This window comes from Stenotrophomonas sp. 115C5, assembly GCF_056861055.1.
The window spans coordinates 1-17098 of the sequence record NZ_JBSPUQ010000004.1 but is presented as its reverse complement, the minus strand read 5'-3'; the positions used below and the strand labels follow the sequence as shown (position 1 = coordinate 17098).

Genomic DNA, 17098 nt, shown 5'->3' with positions numbered 1-17098 from the left:
GCGGCTGCCCCCGGCCGTCCGGAATGAACAACAAAGGAATTCTGCTTTGAACAAGAACATGCGCATCCTGATCGTCGACGACTTCTCGACCATGCGTCGAATCGTCAAGAACCTGCTGGGCGATCTGGGCTTCACCAATACCGCCGAAGCCGAGGACGGGCATGCCGCGCTGTCGCTGCTGCAGAGCCAGCCGTTCGATTTCGTGGTGACCGACTGGAACATGCCGGTGATGACCGGCATCGAGCTGCTGAAGGCGATCCGCGCCGACGCCAAGCTGAAGACGCTGCCGGTGCTGATGGTCACCGCCGAAGCCAAGCGCGAGCAGATCATCGAAGCCGCCCAGAGCGGCGTGAACGGCTACATCATCAAGCCGTTCACCGCGCAGACGCTGGAAGAGAAGCTGGGCAAGATCTTCGAACGCCTGGCGGCCAGCGCCTGATGGATACCACGGTCGACAAGAACGCCCTCGCCCTGCGCCTGCAGGAGGCCTTGGACGCGCTGGAGTCCGGTGACGAAGCCGCCTGGCGGCAACGCATCGACGGACTGGTCGCGCTGCGCACGCAGCCGATGATGAGCGGTCTTTCGCGGCTGGCCCGCGAGCTGGGACAGGCGCTGGGTGAACTGCCGACCGTGCCGAGCGAAGCCGGCGAGCTGGACGATGCCTGCGCGCGCCTGGACCACGTGGTGGCGATGACCGAACAGGCCACGCACCGCACCCTGGACCTGGCCGAGGAATGCCGCAACCTGACCGAACAGCTGCGCGCCGAAGGCCTGCAGCCGGGCCAGGACGCGCAGCTCGAGCGCATCCGCCACAACCTGACCGAGATCGCCCTGACCCAGAGCTACCAGGACCTGACCGGGCAGATCATCCGTCGCGTGGTCGGCATCGTCCGCCGCGTGCACGAAGGCTTCGGCGCGCTCGGCCTGCCGCCGGAACAGCATCGCTCCGACCCGGAACTGGCCGGGCCGGCACTGAAGGGACTGGACCGCCACGCGGTCTCGCAGAACGACGCCGACGACCTGTTGTCGGATCTGGGGCTGTAAGCATGAGCGCGGTATCCGACGACATCACTGCCGATTTCATCATCGAGGCACAGGAAATCCTGGATCGCCTCGGCGAACAGCTGGTGTCGCTGGAGCAGGCACCGCAGGACAGCGATCAGCTCAACGCGGTGTTCCGCGGCTATCACACGCTCAAGGGCGGCGCCGGCTTCCTCGGCGTCACCGCCATGGTGGAGCTGTGCCATGCCGCTGAAGAAGCGCTGGGCGCCGCGCGTGCCGGCCAGGCAGTGCTGCAGGCCCATCACTTCGACGCGGCCCAGCAATCGCTGGACTACCTGCAGTCGATGCTGGATGCAGTTTCCTCCGGCACCGAGCCGGGCTATGCGCCGCCGGACCTGATCGCCCAGTTCGACGTGCACGGCGGTGCCGTGGCGGCACCCGCCGCCGCAGCAGCACCCGCCGCGGGTGGCAGCGACCTGATCACCGACGACGAATTCGAGGCCCTGCTCGACCAGCTGCATGGTGGCAACGCGCCGACCGCGGTCGCACCGGCGAAGAAGGCCGACGACGGACTGATCAGCGAAGACGAGTTCGAAGCCCTGCTCGACCAGCTGCACGGTGGCGCCGCACCGGGCACCAAGCCTGCTGCCGCCGTGGCACCGGCGCCGGTTGCAGCCCCGCGCCCGGTCGCCACACCGGCACCGGTGGCAAAGCCGGCCGCCAAACCGTTGGCCGAGGCCGAACATACCGTACGCGTAGACACCAAGCGCCTGGACGCGATCGTCAACCTGATCGGCGAACTGGTGCTGTCACGCAATCGGCTCAAGACCCTGCGTGCACGCCTGCGCGATGAAGAGCTGGACCGCGCCGTGTCCACACTGGACATCGCCACGGCCCGCCTGCAGTCGGCGGTGATGCGTACCCGCATGCAGCCGGTGGGCAAGGTGTTCTCCCGCTTCCCCAAGGTGGCCCGCGACGTCGCCCGCTCGCTGAAGAAGGAAGTGGACCTGGAACTGATCGGCGCCGAGACCGAGCTCGACCGCAACCTGGTCGAAGCGCTGGCCGACCCGCTGGTGCACCTGGTCCGCAACGCCATCGACCATGGCGTGGAAATGCCCGACCTGCGCGAGGCGCAGGGCAAGCCGCGGATGGGCCACGTGCGGCTTTCGGCGCAGCAGGAAGGTGACTACGTCAGCATCGAGGTGCAGGACGATGGCGCCGGCATCGACCCCGAAAAGCTGCGTGCCAAGGCACGCGAGAAGGGCCTGATCGATCCGGAAGCGGCCGCGCGCCTGAGCAGCGAGGAATGCCTGCACCTGGTGTTCCTGCCTGGCTTCTCGACCAAGCAGCAGGTCACCGACATCTCCGGCCGCGGCGTCGGCATGGACGTGGTGCAGTCACGCATCCGCGAACTGAGCGGCCAGATCCAGATCCAGTCGGAGCTGGGCCGTGGCAGCCGCTTCCTGATCCGCGTGCCGCTGACCCTGGCGATCCTGCCAACCCTGCTGGTGCAGGCCGGCGAGGACGTCTACGCGCTGCCGCTGGCGCGCGTGATGGAAGTGCTGCACGCACCGCGCACGTCGCTGGGCTGGTTCGATGGCCGTGCCGTGCTCGACCGCCGCTCGCACACCCTGCCGCTGGTCGATCTGCGCCAGTGGCTGGATGTGACGCCGGCCGCCTCGCCCCTGCTGACCATCGTGGTGCTGCAGGCCGGCGAAGCGCGCTTCGGGCTGGTCGTGGACCAGGTGCGCGGGCGCGAGGAAGTGGTCATCAAGCCGCTGCCGAAAGCCCTGCGCGGCCTGCGTGGTTATGCAGGTGCAACCTTGATCGGCGATGGTCGCATGGCCCTGATCCTGGACGTGGACGGACTGCGATGACCCCCGCCGGGCGTCGCCCGGCGACCCGAAAACTGTGACTACCGTCTGTACGCGATCTACCGGTGTCTCAAGTCCCATTCATACACGCCGATACCGGAACCATGGATAGACTCAGCCTCATTGGACTCTTTCTCGCCCTGGCCTCGCTGGTCGGTGGCAGCATCCTCAAGGGCGCCGGCCTGGCGTCGTTGTGGTCGCCTGCGGCGTTCGTGATCGTCATCGTCGGCACCGTCGCCGCGATCCTGCTGCATACCTCGCCGGCGGTGTTCAAGCATGCGTTCAAGATCGTGCGCTGGGTCGTGCGCCCGCCGCACAGTGATCGCCGCGAACTGATCCAGCAGATCGTCGAGTGGAGCAACATCGCCCGCCGCCAGGGCCTGCTGGGCCTGGAGTCGCAGGTGGAAGCGCAGCAGGACCCGTTCCTGCGCAAGGGCCTGCAGCTGCTGGTCGATGGCGTTGAACCCGAATCGATGCGGCACATGCTGGAAATCGAACTGGGCAGCCAGGAGCATCAGGACCAGGCCGGCGCCAAGGTCTTTGAAGCGATGGGCATCTACGCACCGACCCTCGGCATCATCGGCGCCGTGCTCGGCCTGATCGCGGTGATGAAGAACCTGGCCGACCCGAGCAAGCTCGGCCACGGCATCGCCGCAGCGTTCACCGCCACCATCTACGGCATCGCCTCGGCCAACCTGCTGTTCCTGCCGGTGGCCGCCAAGCTCAAGAGTGTGATCTCGCACAACACCCGCGACCGCGAAATGGTCATCGAAGGCCTGATCTCGATCGCCCAGGGCGAGAACCCGCGCAACATCGAAACCAACCTTTCCGGCTTCCTGCACTGACATGGCCCGCCGCAAGCACCACGAAGAGCACGCCAACCATGAAGCATGGGCGATCCCCTATGCCGACCTGATGACGCTGCTGCTGGCCTTCTTCGTGGTCATGTATGCGATTTCCTCGGTCAACGAGGGCAAGTATCGGATCATGGCCGACGCGCTGACCGATGCCTTCGGTGGCGCACCGCGCACCATCAATCCGGTGCAGGTGGGTAACAAGCAGGTGCAGGGTGGCGGCTGGGACAGCCCCTCGGTGATCAAGTCCGGCACCAAGATCGGGCCCTCGGCGCCTGCGCCCTCGCACGACCCGACCCTGCTGCCATCGATGGCCTCGCAGATGCGCATGCCGGTGTCGGTGCACAACCAGGAGCAGATCGCGCGGGCCGAGCGCCAGCTCAACAGCATCGCCGACCGCCTTACCGCTGCACTGGCGCCGTTGATCGACCGCGGCATGATCAGCGTGCGCCGCACCGAGCTGTGGATCGAAGTCGAGATCAACAGCGACATCCTGTTCCCCACCGGCTCGGCCGCGCTGGACGTGCATGCACGGCAGACCCTGGCCAGCCTGGCCGAGGTGCTGCGTGACGTGCCCAACAGCGTGCGCGTGGAAGGGCACACCGACAATGTACCGATTGCTACCGCCACCTTCCCTTCAAACTGGGAACTGTCGGCCGGCCGCGCGGCCAGCGTGGTGCACCTGTTCGCCGACCAGGGCGTGCAACCGTCGCGGCTGGCGATGGTCGGCTACGGCCAGTTCCGCCCGCGCGAAGAGAACGACAGCGCGCAGGGCCGCAACCGCAACCGTCGGGTGATGGTCATCATCCTGGCCGACACCTCGCATTCGGTGGACCCGCTCGGCCAGCGCCTGAACGCAGCCACCGGCGCCACCCAAAGCACCGACACCGAGCAAGCCGCGGCAACTCCGGCTACCGCCCCCACCTCCCCCATCGCACCGGTGAAGTTGCCGCCGGTGCCGGCTGGCAGCCGCGTCGGCGCCGCCGTTCCCCCGGCAATGAAGGAGTAAACCGATGCGCATCTGGGCAGTCGCCAACCAGAAGGGCGGAGTCGGCAAGACCACCACCACCCTCGCCCTCGGCCGCGGCCTGGCCGCGCTTGGCCATCGCGTGCTGCTGATCGATCTCGATCCGCATGCCTCGCTCAGCCGCGCCTTCGGCGTGCCGGTGGATCCGCCGCCGGCCGGCGTGCTGGAACTGTTCGGCGCCCCGCCGGCCGATCTTTCCAGCCTGTGCCATGCCAGCAGCATCCACGGCCTGGACTATGTCTGTGCACAATCCGCGCTGGCCACATTGGAACGCCGCAGCGCCAACCAGCCCGGCCTCGGCCTGGCCCTGCAGAACGCGCTTGGCCGCCATCAGGGACAGCACGACTACATCCTGCTGGACTGCGCACCCACCCTCGGCCTGTTGATGATCAACGCACTGGCCGCGGCCGACCGCCTGATCATTCCCACCCAGGCCGAGCCGCTGGCTCTGCATGGCCTGGATGGGATGGTCCGCACCGGCGAGATGGTCGAGCGCTCGCGCCGTCGCCCGCTGCCGATCTCGATCCTGCCCACCCTGTTCGACCGCCGCACCCGCGCCGGCAACGAGTCGCTGCGCACGATGCAGGATCGTCACGGCACCCGCGTGTGGGAAGACGCCATTCCGATCGACACCCGCATCAGCAACGCCGCCGGCCTGACCCTGCCAAGCGTTGGTGAGGACTACCCGGGCCGCGGCCTGGCCGCCTACCGCCGCGCCCTGAACTGGATCCTCGGCGAGGATGCCCGCGCCCTGGAGCAGGCCGCATGAACAGCACCGGCGTACTGGACGACTATCTGGACGAACTGCTGGGCGAAGCGATCGCCGTGGCGCCACCGGCTGCACCGCCGCCGGCCAGCGACGAAGCGTGCCCGGCGATTGCAGCGGACGCCGAACGCGAGCCGACCTGGGACGACCTGCCGGCCGAAGTGATCTACGAAACGGAGACTGTTGCTGCTGCCCCGGCAGAGGACAACGCAGCACTGGAAGCCGCTTTCGAGGCCGCCGCAACGCCTGTCGCCGCTCCCGAGCGCGAACCAACCTGGGATGACCTGCCTGACGAGGTGATCCACGAGACGCCCCCTGCTCCGACCGCCGCCAAGGCAGGTCCGGAACCCACCTGGGACGACCTGCCGGACGAAGTGATCTACGAGACCGATACGGCCGACAGCCATCGCCTCGCCCACACCGACAGCCCCGGCCTGCAGGCTGCATTCGAGGCCGCAGCAGGCGGTGAGGACGTTCCTGCGCCGCCACCGGCCGTAGTCGCAGCACCCGCTCCAGCGGCACGCACCGATGCCGCGCCGCCACCGCGCGTGGCCGTGGACGCACCAGCAGGCAACCGTCCGAACAGCTGGCAGGAACTGCAGGCACAGGCACATCGGCCCGCCAGCAGTCCGCATCCGCAGAACCGACGCGCCGGCGAGCGCACCTCGCGCTGGCTGCGCCTGCGCTGCGGCACCCAGGCCTATGCACTGGAACTGCTGAAGGTGCAGGAAGTGGTCCTGCCGGTGCCGCTGCTGCCGTTGCGCGGCACCGCGCCAGCCATGCTCGGCATCATGAACCTGCGCGGCCAGGTGGTACCGGTGATGGATCTCGGCCTGCACCTCGGCGCGGCGGCCGCTGAAGACGACTCACAGACCCGCATCGTGGTCCTGGAAGAAGACGGCGAGACCATCGGCCTGCGCGTGTCGGCGGTGGAGGATGTCGCCAACCTCACCGATTCGCAGATCGAACCGCCCGATACCGCGCGCATCTGCCAGATCTCCAACGACCTGTTCCGTGGCGTCGCCCGGGTCAGCCAGCGCCCGATGATCCTGCTGGATGCCACCCGGCTGTTGAGCTGAGTCGGCGCTTTGCGCCGACGCGTTGGTTGAGCTGAGTCGGCGCTTTGCGCCGACGCGTTGCCTGTCGGGGACGCAAGGAATTGATCCGTTGGATCAACACCTTACGTCCCCACTGCGCCGTCGCCATTAAAAAGGGGACGGAGGGGATTAAGTCGCATCCGCCTCCATCAGCAACGGCGCCTACGCAGCGGGGACGGCAGGTGCCGATGCGCAGCATTGGCATCTCCCGTCCCCGAACAACACCGCATCGGCGCACCGCGTCGATTCCCCTAAAGAACCCCGCCGGGGTGCCGTTATGGATCACGGAACCGTTTGTCCGGAGCAACGATGAGCACTGTCGAACTGGGTGGGGATCTCGGCATCGAGAGCACTACCGAGCTCAAGAACCGCCTCGCCCCATTGGTGGCGCAGGCAGGCGAGCTGACCCTGGATGCAAGCCAGGTCGCCCGCATCCACACGGCCGCCGTGCAGGTGCTGTGTGCGTTCGTGCAGGCCCGCCGCGAGGCAGGCCTGGGCACCGGCTTCCACGGTTGCACTGCAACCTTCCGTGACGCCGCGCGCCTGCTGGGCGTCACCCAGGCCCTGGGCCTGGACGTAACCCATGACAACCTGAAATCTGTGGAGAACGCTGCATGAGCGCACGTATCTTGGTGGTGGACGATTCGGCGTCGATGCGCCAGATGGTGTCCTTCGCCCTCACCTCGGCCGGTTTTGCCGTCGAAGAAGCTGAAGACGGCGCGGTCGCGCTCGGTCGTGCCAAGGGCCAGCGCTTCAATGCGGTGGTCACCGACGTCAACATGCCGAACATGGACGGCATCGCGCTGATCCGCGAACTGCGCCAGCTGCCGGACTACAAGTTCACCCCGCTGCTGATGCTGACCACCGAATCGGCCGCCGACAAGAAGTCCGAAGGCAAGGCCGCCGGCGCCACCGGTTGGCTGGTCAAGCCGTTCAATCCGGAACAGCTGGTCGCCACCGTGCAGAAAGTGCTGGGCTGATCGCCCGCACCGCTTCCCCCTCTTCGCTTCCGGACCACCACCGCCATGAGCATGGACCTGCAACGCTTCCACGCCACCTTCTTCGAGGAGAGCCGCGAAGGCCTCGACGCGATGGAGGCTGGCCTGCTGGCCCTGGAATCGGGGCAGCAGGACGCGGAGATCATCAATTCGGTGTTCCGCGCCGCCCACTCGATCAAGGGCGGCGCCGGCACCTTCGGCTTCGACGCGATCGCCGGCCTGACCCATGTGCTGGAAACGCTGCTCGATGAGCTGCGTGCCGGCAAGCGGACCCTGGAAGGCCACGCCGTCGACGCCATGCTGTCCTCGGTGGACGTGCTGCGCGCGCTGCTGCGCGAAGCCGAACACGGCCAGGCCGCCGATCCCGCTGCGGTCGCTGCAGTGAAGGCGCGCCTGGAAGCGGTGCTTTCCGGCCAGGCAGCACCCAGCGCCCCCGCTGCCGTCGCGGCCAAGGTGGACGACACGCCGGAAGCCTGGCAGATCGGCTTTACCCCGGCGCCGTCGCTGTTCATGAGCGGCAACGATCCGCTGCGCATCATCCGCGAGCTGGAACACCTCGGCTCGCTGCAGGTGGCCGCGCGCATGGAACGCCTGCCCGGCTTCGCCCAGCTCGACCCGCTGGAGGCCCACCTGGCGTGGGACCTGGGCCTGGTCGGCAAGGTGCCGCGCAGCAAGATCGAAGACACCTTCGCCTGGGTGCTGGACGACTGCGAGCTGGACATCCGTCCGGCCGCGCCACCGAGCCTGGCCACCGAGGCACCTGCTACACCCGCCCCTTCCATACCGGCTGCCGTTGTACCGGCGGCACCTGCCGCCGCTGCCAGCAGCGGTGGCGGCCAGGAAGCCGAAACCTCGATCCGCGTCAGCGTCGACAAGGTCGATGCGCTGATCAACCTGGTCGGCGAACTGGTCATCACCCAGGCCATGCTCAAGCAGGTCTCGCACGCACTGGACCCGGTCCACGCCGAGAGCCTGTTCGCCGGCCTGGACCAGCTTGAACGCAATACCCGCGACCTGCAGGAAGCAGTGATCGGCGTGCGCATGCTGCCGGTCGATGCAGTGTTCCGCCGCTTCCCGCGCCTGGTCCGTGATTTGTCCAGCCGCCTCGGCAAGCAGGTCCGCCTGCGCACCGTTGGCGAAGGCACGGAACTGGACAAGGGCCTGATCGAAAAGATCGCCGACCCGCTGGTGCATCTGGTGCGCAACTCGATCGACCATGGCCTGGAAATGCCCGACGTGCGTCGTGGCGCAGGCAAGGACGAGACCGGCACGATCACCCTGGCCGCCTCGCATCAGGGCGGCCACATCGTCATCGAAGTCAGCGACGACGGTCGCGGCCTCGACCGCGCCAAGATCCTGGCCAAGGCCCACGAACGCGGTCTGGCCGTGCCGGACAACCCGACCGATTCGCAGGTCTGGGACCTGATCTTCCAGCCTGGCTTCTCCACCGCCGATGCAGTCACCGACCTGTCCGGCCGCGGCGTCGGCATGGACGTGGTCCGCCGCAACATCCAGGCGCTGGGTGGCGAGGTGCAGATCGAAAGCAGCCTTGGTGCTGGTACGCGCACGCTGATCCGTCTGCCGCTGACCCTGGCCATCCTCGATGGCATGACCGTGGCAGTGGCGGGCGAAACCCTGATCCTGCCGCTGGCTTATGTACTTGAGGCGTTGCAGCCGCAGGCCGAGGACATCCGCAGCATGGCCGGCGAAGGCCGCGTGCTGCGCGTACGTGGCGAGTACCTGCCGATCCTGTCGCTGAGCGAATACTACGGCTACGGCAACCGTGCGCCGGGCAGCGAATCGCTGGTGGTGGTGGTCGAAGGCGATGGCCAGAAGATCGCGCTGGAAGTGGACGAACTGGTCGGCCAGCAACAGGTCGTGGTGAAGAACATCGAGAACAACTACCGCCGCATCGGCGGGGTGTCCGGTGCCACCATCCTCGGCGATGGCCGCGTGGCCTTGATCGTCGACATCGGCGGGCTGGTGCGCTCGCTGCGGATGCCGCAGGCCGCCTGATTCACACCGCATGCGTGTATTGGACCGCTGCCCTTCGGGGCGGCGGTTTTTGTTTGCGTGCTCCCTGCCAAGGGGTCAGATCCCTCTCCTGCGGACAGGGATCTGACCCCGACCCACAGCGCTCCGCATTCCGTGAACTCCGTCAACGCGATGGTTTCGGGCGCAGCCACGTCACCCAAGCGCAAGCCCCGCCACTGCAGCACTTTCGCGTCGTCTTCCCTACGCAACCGAATGTGATCTGCGTCCATAAAGTCCGCCCGCAGCACGCCGCTATCTCGCTTTGACGGCCGTCACCGAACCCCACCGGGCACTCCCGTTCGCTCTGCAACCACCCCCAGCCGACGCACCGACGTCGGCACCCTGCCCACCTGGAGCACCCTGCATGAAGTGGTTCCAAGATCTGCCCATCGCCCGCAAGCTGGCCGTGGGGTTCACCCTCACCACGTTGATGACCCTGGTCCTCGGCGCCTTCGCCCTGGTCCGCCTGAGCGAGGCCAACAGTCAGTTGGGCGAGATGGCCAGCAACGATATTCCGTCGGTCCAGCATCTGGGCGAAGCACGCTCGCAGCTGGGCGAGTTCCGCACCTACGAACTGGCCCTGCTGAGCATGCTCGATCAGCCGGAGAAGGTCATCGACTACAACAAGCGCATGGACGACACCGCCAAGGCCGTGCATGACGAGCTGGCCGCGTACTCGGCGCTGCCGGCACTGGACAAGGAGCGCGAACTCTATCGCGCGGCCAACGTGCAGCTGGAACGCTACTTCGCCGCCAACAAGGCGATGCGCGAGGCCGTCGCCGCCGGCGATGGTGCCTTGGCACAACAGATCTCCGACGAACAGTCGCGCCCGGCCCGTCGTGACCTGTTCGCCGCGATGAAGACCCTCGGCACCCACATCGCCGGCCTGATGGACGGCAAGATCGCCGCTGCCAATGCCACCCACCGCACCAGCATGATTGCCATCATCGGCTGCATCGTGCTGCTGTCGCTGGTGGCCGCTACGCTGGCCGTGGTCATCTCGCGCGCCGTCACTGGCCCGCTGGGCAAGGCCGTGCACGCCATCCAGGCGGTTGCCCGCGGCGACCTCAGCGTCAGCACCCAGGCCACCAGCAAGGACGAAGCCGGCAAGATGCTGGCCGCCACGGCCGAGATGACCGCGATGCTTCGCCGTTTCAGCGAACAGACCCAGCTGATGGCAGAGATGCACGCTGGCCCGGACATCAGCCACCGCATCCCGGAAGACTTCCCGGGCGTCTATGGCCAGCTGGCCGGCGGCATCAATACCGTGATCTTCGAGCACCTCGATGCGATCCGCGATGCCATCGACGTGCTCAACCAGTACGCCACCGGCAACCTCGCCCCGGATGCACGCCGCCTGCCCGGCAGCCGCGCGATCCTGCACGAGTCGATGGATGCGGCCAAGGCCAGCCTGCTGGCCATCAACACGCAGATCCAGCAGCTGGCCTCGGCCGCCGCCGCCGGCGACTTCAGCCAGCGCGGGGATGCGCAGCGTTTCGATCACGACTTCCGCGTGATGATCGAGCAGCTCAACAGCATGATGCAGGTGGCCGACGGCAACCTCGGCCAGCTCTCGCAGCTGCTGCAGTCGATCGCCGCCGGCGACCTGACCGCACGCATGGACGGCCAGTTCAACGGCGTGTTCGCGCGCATGCGTGACGACGCCAACACCACCGTTGCACAGCTGACCCAGATCGTCGGCCAGATCCAGGCCAGTGCTTCCAGCATCACCCTGGCCGCCGGTGAGATTGCTTCGGGCAACAGCGACCTGTCGCGCCGTACCGAGCAGCAGGCCGCCAACCTGGAAGAAACCGCTGCCTCGATGGAGGAACTGACCTCCACCGTGCGCCAGAACGCCGAGCACGCCCGCCAGGCCAACCAGCTCGCGATCGGTGCGCATGGCGTCGCCTCGCAGGGCGGCGAGGTGGTCGGCCAGGTGGTCACCACCATGTCGGCCATCGAAGCCTCGTCGAAGAAGATCGCCGAGATCATCTCGGTCATCGACGGCATCGCCTTCCAGACCAACATCCTCGCATTGAACGCCGCCGTCGAAGCCGCCCGTGCCGGTGAGCAGGGCCGAGGCTTCGCCGTGGTCGCCAGCGAAGTGCGTACCCTCGCCCAGCGCTCGGCCGCTGCCGCCAAGGAGATCAAGGGCCTGATCGATGATTCGGTCGGCAAGGTTGCCGAAGGCTCCAGCCTTGTCCATCAGGCCGGCAGCACCATGGGCGAGATCGTCGCCTCGGTGCAGCGCGTGACCGACATCATGGCCGAGATCTCTGCGGCTTCGCAGGAGCAGTCGGCCGGCATCGAGCAGGTCAACCAGACCGTGGTGCAGATGGACGAGACGACCCAGCAGAACGCCGCACTGGTGGAGGAAGCCACCGCCGCCGCGCGCGCGATGGAAGACCAGGCCGTGCAGCTGGGTGAAGCCGTGGCCCGCTTCCGGTTGGCATCACAGGGCACCACCGTCGCGCCGGCACGCCTGACCACCGCGCCGCTGCCGCGCCAGGTGGCAGCTGCCGCGCCGGCTGCCAGGCCCGCCTCCGCTCGTCCGCTGCGTGCGTCGGCGGCACAGCCCGCACTGGCAGCGGACGGCGATTGGCAGGAGTTCTGACCCCACGCGGAACGCATCCGCTCATCGCGTGGATCCACCTGCGCGGCGGGCCATGGGCCAGGATCCCTTTCCTTCGGGAAAGGGATCCGAACCCGGGCGCATGGAAAGTGATGCAATTCTCACTTCATAATCCGGCACAGTGGCCGATATCCCCATCGAGCCTCGCGCCAACGCGTGCTGGCGCCCGCCCCTGACCGTAGATTCCATGTCCGACGGCAACGACACTGCAGTGCATGATGTCCACGCGGCTGATGCCGCTGACGAACGTTTCCTGGTCCGTAATCCGCGCCAGCTGCGGCAGCTGCTGCGATCGCTGATCGACCAGCGATCACTGATCAATGCGCATATCGACGGCCGCGACCGCTCGTTCCCGACCGCGCTGCTTGAGCTCGACGAGGACGAAGACACCCTGCTGCTCGATGGCAGCCCGCAGGAGGCGTCCAACCGCGCCGCCGAACAGGCCGATCATCTGCTGTGCTTCGCCCAGCTCGAACGCGTGCTGGTGCGGTTCCGCCTGCAGGCACTGCAGCGTGTGGACAACGACGGCCACGTCGCCTTCCGCGCCCCGCTGCCGGACGAGCTGGTCCATCTGCAACGACGTGAGATGTACCGGCTGGAGACGCCCGTTACCGATTCGCCCCAGCTGCTGATCCCCGCCGGCGAGAGCCGCGCCGAGGCGCTGTCGATGCGGGTGGTGGACATCAGTGGTGGCGGCCTGGCGGTGGCCGTGCCTACCGACTGCGCGGTGTTCAGCCTGCAGAAGCGCTACCCGGCGGTGCTGTCGCTGCCCGACGGCCCGGACCTGGAGATCGAGCTGGTCGTCTGCAACCTGCTGCCGCAGCGCCAACCCAACGGCATCGAGATCAAGCGCGTGGGCATGCGCTTCGACATCCTGCCGCGTGGCGCCGACAGCGCCATCCAACGCTACATCTTCCGCATCGACCGCCAGCGCAAGGCGCGCCGCAACGGCGAGCTGTAAGGCCCGTCCAACCGGTAGTGCCGGCCGCTGGCCGGCAACCTCGCGACAACGCGGGGGCCCACACCTAAAGTCCCCCGACGAGGGGCCGATATCGAGCCTGACACCGGGACTTCCGGCAGAACCAGGACCCCTCGATGAACGACAAGACCAGCTCCACCGCCAGCGCCGGTGGCGAATTCCTCAGCTTCACCCTCGGTGCCGAGCACTACGGCGTGGACATCCTCAAGGTGCAGGAAATCCGCGGCTACGACGCCGTCACCCGCGTGCCGGATGCGCCGGACTACATCAAGGGCGTGATCAACCTGCGCGGCACCATCGTCCCGGTCATCGACCTGCGCCTGAAGCTGCGCCTGGACGATGCCCGCTACGACGCCTTCACCGTGATGATCGTGCTGAACGTCGACGACCGCGTGGTCGGCATCGTGGTCGACAGCGTCTCGGACGTGATCCCGCTGTCGGCAGAGCAGATCCGTCCGACCCCGGAATTCGGCGCCGCCGTCGATACCCGCTTCATCTCCGGCATCGGCACGCAGGACGACCGCATGCTGATCCTGCTCGACATCGAGACCCTGCTGGACAGCGCCGACATGGGCCAGGCCAACGTCGTTGAAGACGCCGCCGCCTGATCAAGCGGACCTGCTTCACGTTCTGGTCACACAACCCTTCAGTTCCCTCCGGCAGTGCCGATAGGGGGACAGAAGCCGGTCGCGCAGGAGCGCGCAGAACCGGAACGACCATCACCATCCCCGGAGATACACCTCGATGAAGTCCCTGCTTGCGTTCGTTTCGGCCGCTGTCCTGGCCACCACCGCTTCCGCCGCGTTCGCCCAGTCGGCCGACATGATCCCGCCGGAACTGGCCCCGCGCTCGGTCGGCAAGGACGGCATGGTCTGCGGCAAGGTTGAAAAGGCCCGCTACGCAGAAGGTTCCGAAGGCCAGCCGACCTTCCTGTACATGGGCGGCGCCTTCCCGCGCCACACCTTCTCGGCCCGCATCGCCGGCGAGAACCGCGGCAAGTTCTCCTTCCCGCTGGAAACCCTGGAAGGCAAGACCGTCTGCGTGATCGGCAAGATCCAGCGCGACGCCTCGCGCGCGGAAATCGAAGTCAGCTCGCCGGCCGGTCTGAAGCTGGCCAACATCAAGTAATCCGCTGTCCGTCGAACCACGCCGGACCTGGTACCGGCGTGGTTTCTGCTGCAACCGGGCCCGATGCCCGGACGCGTCTGCCTTAGGAGATCGCAACGCCCATGCCGTGGATCAACAACCTCAAACTGATGCCGAAGCTGCTGCTGACCTTCGGCGTCCTCCTGCTGGTGATGTTGCTGCAGGGCATCGTCGCCTATCGCGGCCTGCATTCGCTGAACAATGTCACCACCGAGCTGGCGGGTTCTCGCATGGAGAGCATCCGCATGGCCGGCGAGATGCGCGGCATGCTGGGTGAATACCGCAACGCCGCCTACCAGCAGCTGATCCGCGCCAGCGACGACGTCAAGGCGGATGCACGCAAGCAGACCGTCGAGCTGCGCGAGAGCATGGACAAGTCGATCAAGGGCTATCCGACCCTGGTCGACAACCCGCAGCAGAAGAAGCTGTTCGACACCTTCGCCAAGGAATGGAAGGACGCCCTGGCCTCCTATGACAGCGTCACCGAGATGCTGGAACTGGACCTGCCGGACGACGCCATCGATACCTTCGTCGGCGAGACCCGCACCAAGCACCGCAAGGCCGCCTCGGCGCTGGAAGCCCTCATCGCCGAAGACAACCGCCTCGCCCGCGCCTCGCGCGAAGAGGCCGAATCCACCTATTCCGCCTCGGCCGTGCTGACCGTGATCGCCCTGCTGGGTGGCGCCGCGCTTGGCCTGGTGCTGGTCTGGCTGTTCGCCCGCGCCCTGGTCGGCAGCGTGCGCGGCGCCGTGTCGGTTGCCAACGACGTGGCCGGCGGCAAGCTCGATGGCCACATCGACGTCAGCCGCCAGGATGAAGTGGGCGAACTGATGCAGGCCATGCAGCGCATGCAGCGCGACCTGCGCGAGCGCATCGAAACCGACCAGGCCGTGGCGCGCGAGAACCTGCGCATCCGCACGGCGCTGGATTACAGCTCGACCGGCGTGTACCTGACCGACACCAGCAACACCATCGTCTACAGCAACCGCGCCCTGCAGCAGACCCTGAGCCAGTACCAGGACGAAGTGCGCCGCGACCTGCCGGACTTCGACGCCCAGGCCTCGCTGATCGGCAAGCCGGTCACCGTGCTTGAACACCGCGGTGAAATGGACCAGACCCTGCTGGGTAACCTGAAGGCACACGGCGTCGCCCGTCGCCCGATCCAGTACGGCGATGCCCAGTTCGCCCAGGTGGTCTCGACCATCCGCAATGAAGGCGGCGACACCGTCGGCTACGTGGTGGAATGGCGCGACCGTACCCAGGAAGCGCAGGTGGAAGCCGAAGTGGCGCGCGTGATCGCCCAGGCAGCCGCCGGCGACCTGTCCGGCCGCATCGATTCCAGCGACAAGGAAGGCTTCTTCCTGCAGCTGGCCCAGCAGATCAACGGCCTGCTGGACGCCAATGCCGGCAGCATCGAACAGATCTCCGGCCTGCTCGCCGCGCTGTCGCAGGGTGACCTGACCGTGCGCATGCATGGCGACTACCAGGGCGTGTTCGCCCGCATGCGCGACGACGCCAACGCCACGGCCGCGCAGCTGAGCGAGATCGTCACCCGCATCAAGCAGTCCAGCCGTGCGATCAGCTCGGCCGCCGGCGAAATCGCCTCGGGCAACAGCGACCTGTCGCGCCGTACCGAACAGCAGGCTGCCAACCTGGAAGAAACCGCTGCCTCGATGGAGGAACTGACCTCCACCGTGCGCCAGAACGCCGAACACGCCCGCCAGGCCAACCAGCTCGCGATCGGCGCGCATGGCGTCGCCTCGCAGGGCGGTGAAGTGGTCGGCCAGGTGGTCACCACCATGTCGGCGATCGAAGCCTCGTCGAAGAAGATCGCCGAGATCATCTCGGTCATCGACGGCATCGCGTTCCAGACCAACATCCTGGCACTGAACGCCGCCGTGGAAGCCGCACGTGCCGGTGAACAGGGACGTGGTTTCGCCGTGGTCGCCAGCGAGGTGCGCACCCTCGCCCAGCGCTCGGCCGCTGCCGCCAAGGAGATCAAGGGCCTGATCGACGACTCCGTTGGCAAGGTCAACGACGGCTCGGCCCTGGTACACAAGGCCGGCGCCACCATGGGCGAGATCGTCGCCTCGGTGCAGCGCGTGACCGACATCATGGCCGAGATCTCTGCGGCTTCGCAGGAACAGAGCGCCGGCATCGAGCAGGTCAACCAGACCGTGGTGCAGATGGACGAGACCACCCAGCAGAACGCTGCACTGGTGGAAGAAGCCACCGCCGCCGCCCGCGCGATGGAAGAACAGGCCGGCCACCTCAGCGAGGCCGTGTCGATCTTCGTGGTGGACGAAGCCGAGGTCGTGGCCGCCCCGCGCGTCACCGCTGCCCCGGCCCCGCGAGCTGCTGCACCGGCAGCACCGGCTCCGGCTGCCCCACCCGCCCGCCGCAGCGCGGGTGGTCGCCCGATGGCCACCGAACTGGCGGACGGAGACTGGCAGGAATTCTGATGCCTGCCTGACCTGATCCACGAAGACGCCCTGGCCCTGCGCCGGGGCGTTTTCGTTTACGGGGTATCTGAATATCCAGCCAACGGCGAAGCCCCTCGGGGTGGTCGCGGAGAGCGCTTGGCTACTGAGGGCTGGCCGGGAGGGTGGGTTGCGCAGGGGGCGCCGTAAACCCGTCCCTGGGGGCTTGGCCGCGGCATCCATGCCGCGGACACCCCTGCGCAACCCAC

General features: G+C 67.3%; 15 protein-coding genes. All 15 read left to right on the top strand.

Translation table 11 applies throughout. From position 1 onward, the window contains the following. The first annotated feature begins 46 nt into the window (after positions 1–46). On the top strand, positions 47–439 hold the full coding sequence (cheY, locus tag AC13FN_RS06910; protein ID WP_006365466.1) for a chemotaxis response regulator CheY: 393 nt from the start codon (positions 47–49) through the stop codon (positions 437–439). Next, complete coding sequence (locus AC13FN_RS06905) at positions 439–1044, top strand: protein phosphatase CheZ (protein WP_401743405.1); 606 nt, start codon at positions 439–441, stop codon at positions 1042–1044. Before cheY ends, AC13FN_RS06905 begins: the two co-directional genes overlap by 1 nt. A gap of 2 nt (positions 1045–1046) precedes the next feature. After that, positions 1047–2879 carry a chemotaxis protein CheW gene (locus AC13FN_RS06900; RefSeq protein ID WP_197579428.1) on the top strand — a complete coding sequence of 611 codons (1833 nt, stop codon included), beginning with the start codon at positions 1047–1049 and terminating at the stop codon, positions 2877–2879. A 101-nt stretch (positions 2880–2980) separates the two neighbouring features. Continuing rightward, positions 2981–3721, top strand: coding sequence for a flagellar motor protein (locus tag AC13FN_RS06895; protein WP_010482457.1), 741 nt, complete (start codon positions 2981–2983; stop codon positions 3719–3721). Position 3722: 1 nt separating this feature from the next. Further along, positions 3723–4739 carry a flagellar motor protein MotD gene (gene motD / locus AC13FN_RS06890; protein ID WP_049434715.1) on the top strand — a complete coding sequence of 339 codons (1017 nt, stop codon included), beginning with the start codon at positions 3723–3725 and terminating at the stop codon, positions 4737–4739. A gap of 4 nt (positions 4740–4743) precedes the next feature. Further along, positions 4744–5526, top strand: coding sequence for a ParA family protein (locus tag AC13FN_RS06885; RefSeq protein ID WP_049434718.1), 783 nt, complete (start codon positions 4744–4746; stop codon positions 5524–5526). Continuing rightward, positions 5523–6602: a chemotaxis protein CheW gene (locus AC13FN_RS06880; protein ID WP_482984519.1), complete on the top strand. Its 1080-nt coding sequence runs from the start codon at positions 5523–5525 to the stop codon at positions 6600–6602. The genes AC13FN_RS06885 and AC13FN_RS06880 overlap by 4 nt, the downstream gene beginning before the upstream one ends. 327 nt (positions 6603–6929) lie before the next feature. Beyond that, entirely contained in the window at positions 6930–7238 is a 309-nt protein-coding gene (locus AC13FN_RS06875) for an STAS domain-containing protein (RefSeq protein ID WP_014037092.1), read from the top strand. After that, the gene (locus AC13FN_RS06870) at positions 7235–7600 is read left to right on the top strand and encodes a response regulator (RefSeq protein WP_005409521.1); all 366 of its coding nucleotides are present in this window, start codon (positions 7235–7237) and stop codon (positions 7598–7600) included. The genes AC13FN_RS06875 and AC13FN_RS06870 overlap by 4 nt, the downstream gene beginning before the upstream one ends. A 45-nt stretch (positions 7601–7645) precedes the next feature. After that, on the top strand, positions 7646–9634 hold the full coding sequence (locus AC13FN_RS06865) for a chemotaxis protein CheA (RefSeq protein WP_482984520.1): 1989 nt from the start codon (positions 7646–7648) through the stop codon (positions 9632–9634). Positions 9635–10016: 382 nt separating this feature from the next. Further along, complete coding sequence (locus AC13FN_RS06860; RefSeq protein ID WP_460132389.1) at positions 10017–12266, top strand: methyl-accepting chemotaxis protein; 2250 nt, start codon at positions 10017–10019, stop codon at positions 12264–12266. A gap of 205 nt (positions 12267–12471) precedes the next feature. Further along, positions 12472–13245, top strand: a complete 774-nt coding sequence (locus AC13FN_RS06855; RefSeq protein WP_049437805.1) for a flagellar brake protein — start codon at positions 12472–12474, stop codon at positions 13243–13245. 134 nt (positions 13246–13379) lie between these two features. Then, a complete protein-coding gene (locus AC13FN_RS06850; protein ID WP_010482468.1) occupies positions 13380–13871 on the top strand; it encodes a chemotaxis protein CheW in 492 nt (163 codons plus the stop codon). A 136-nt stretch (positions 13872–14007) separates the two neighbouring features. Beyond that, complete coding sequence (locus tag AC13FN_RS06845; RefSeq protein ID WP_010482470.1) at positions 14008–14391, top strand: hypothetical protein; 384 nt, start codon at positions 14008–14010, stop codon at positions 14389–14391. 101 nt (positions 14392–14492) lie between these two features. Next, a complete protein-coding gene (locus AC13FN_RS06840) occupies positions 14493–16871 on the top strand; it encodes a methyl-accepting chemotaxis protein (protein ID WP_482984521.1) in 2379 nt (792 codons plus the stop codon). The last annotated feature ends 227 nt before the right edge of the window (positions 16872–17098 follow it).

Bases quoted from the DNA above. Each gene is read 5' to 3' on its own strand.
- AC13FN_RS06860 (WP_460132389.1), top strand. From the start codon at position 10,017: ATGAAGTGGTTCCAAGATCTGCCCATCGCCCGCAAGCTGGCCGTGGGG.
- AC13FN_RS06895 (WP_010482457.1), top strand. From the start codon at position 2,981: ATGGATAGACTCAGCCTCATTGGACTCTTTCTCGCCCTGGCCTCGCTG.
- AC13FN_RS06885 (WP_049434718.1), top strand. From the start codon at position 4,744: ATGCGCATCTGGGCAGTCGCCAACCAGAAGGGCGGAGTCGGCAAGACC.
- AC13FN_RS06900 (WP_197579428.1), top strand. From the start codon at position 1,047: ATGAGCGCGGTATCCGACGACATCACTGCCGATTTCATCATCGAGGCA.
- motD (WP_049434715.1), top strand. From the start codon at position 3,723: ATGGCCCGCCGCAAGCACCACGAAGAGCACGCCAACCATGAAGCATGG.
- AC13FN_RS06880 (WP_482984519.1), top strand. From the start codon at position 5,523: ATGAACAGCACCGGCGTACTGGACGACTATCTGGACGAACTGCTGGGC.
- AC13FN_RS06855 (WP_049437805.1), top strand. From the start codon at position 12,472: ATGTCCGACGGCAACGACACTGCAGTGCATGATGTCCACGCGGCTGAT.
- AC13FN_RS06845 (WP_010482470.1), top strand. From the start codon at position 14,008: ATGAAGTCCCTGCTTGCGTTCGTTTCGGCCGCTGTCCTGGCCACCACC.
- AC13FN_RS06875 (WP_014037092.1), top strand. From the start codon at position 6,930: ATGAGCACTGTCGAACTGGGTGGGGATCTCGGCATCGAGAGCACTACC.
- AC13FN_RS06905 (WP_401743405.1), top strand. From the start codon at position 439: ATGGATACCACGGTCGACAAGAACGCCCTCGCCCTGCGCCTGCAGGAG.
- AC13FN_RS06865 (WP_482984520.1), top strand. From the start codon at position 7,646: ATGAGCATGGACCTGCAACGCTTCCACGCCACCTTCTTCGAGGAGAGC.
- AC13FN_RS06870 (WP_005409521.1), top strand. From the start codon at position 7,235: ATGAGCGCACGTATCTTGGTGGTGGACGATTCGGCGTCGATGCGCCAG.
- AC13FN_RS06850 (WP_010482468.1), top strand. From the start codon at position 13,380: ATGAACGACAAGACCAGCTCCACCGCCAGCGCCGGTGGCGAATTCCTC.
- AC13FN_RS06840 (WP_482984521.1), top strand. From the start codon at position 14,493: ATGCCGTGGATCAACAACCTCAAACTGATGCCGAAGCTGCTGCTGACC.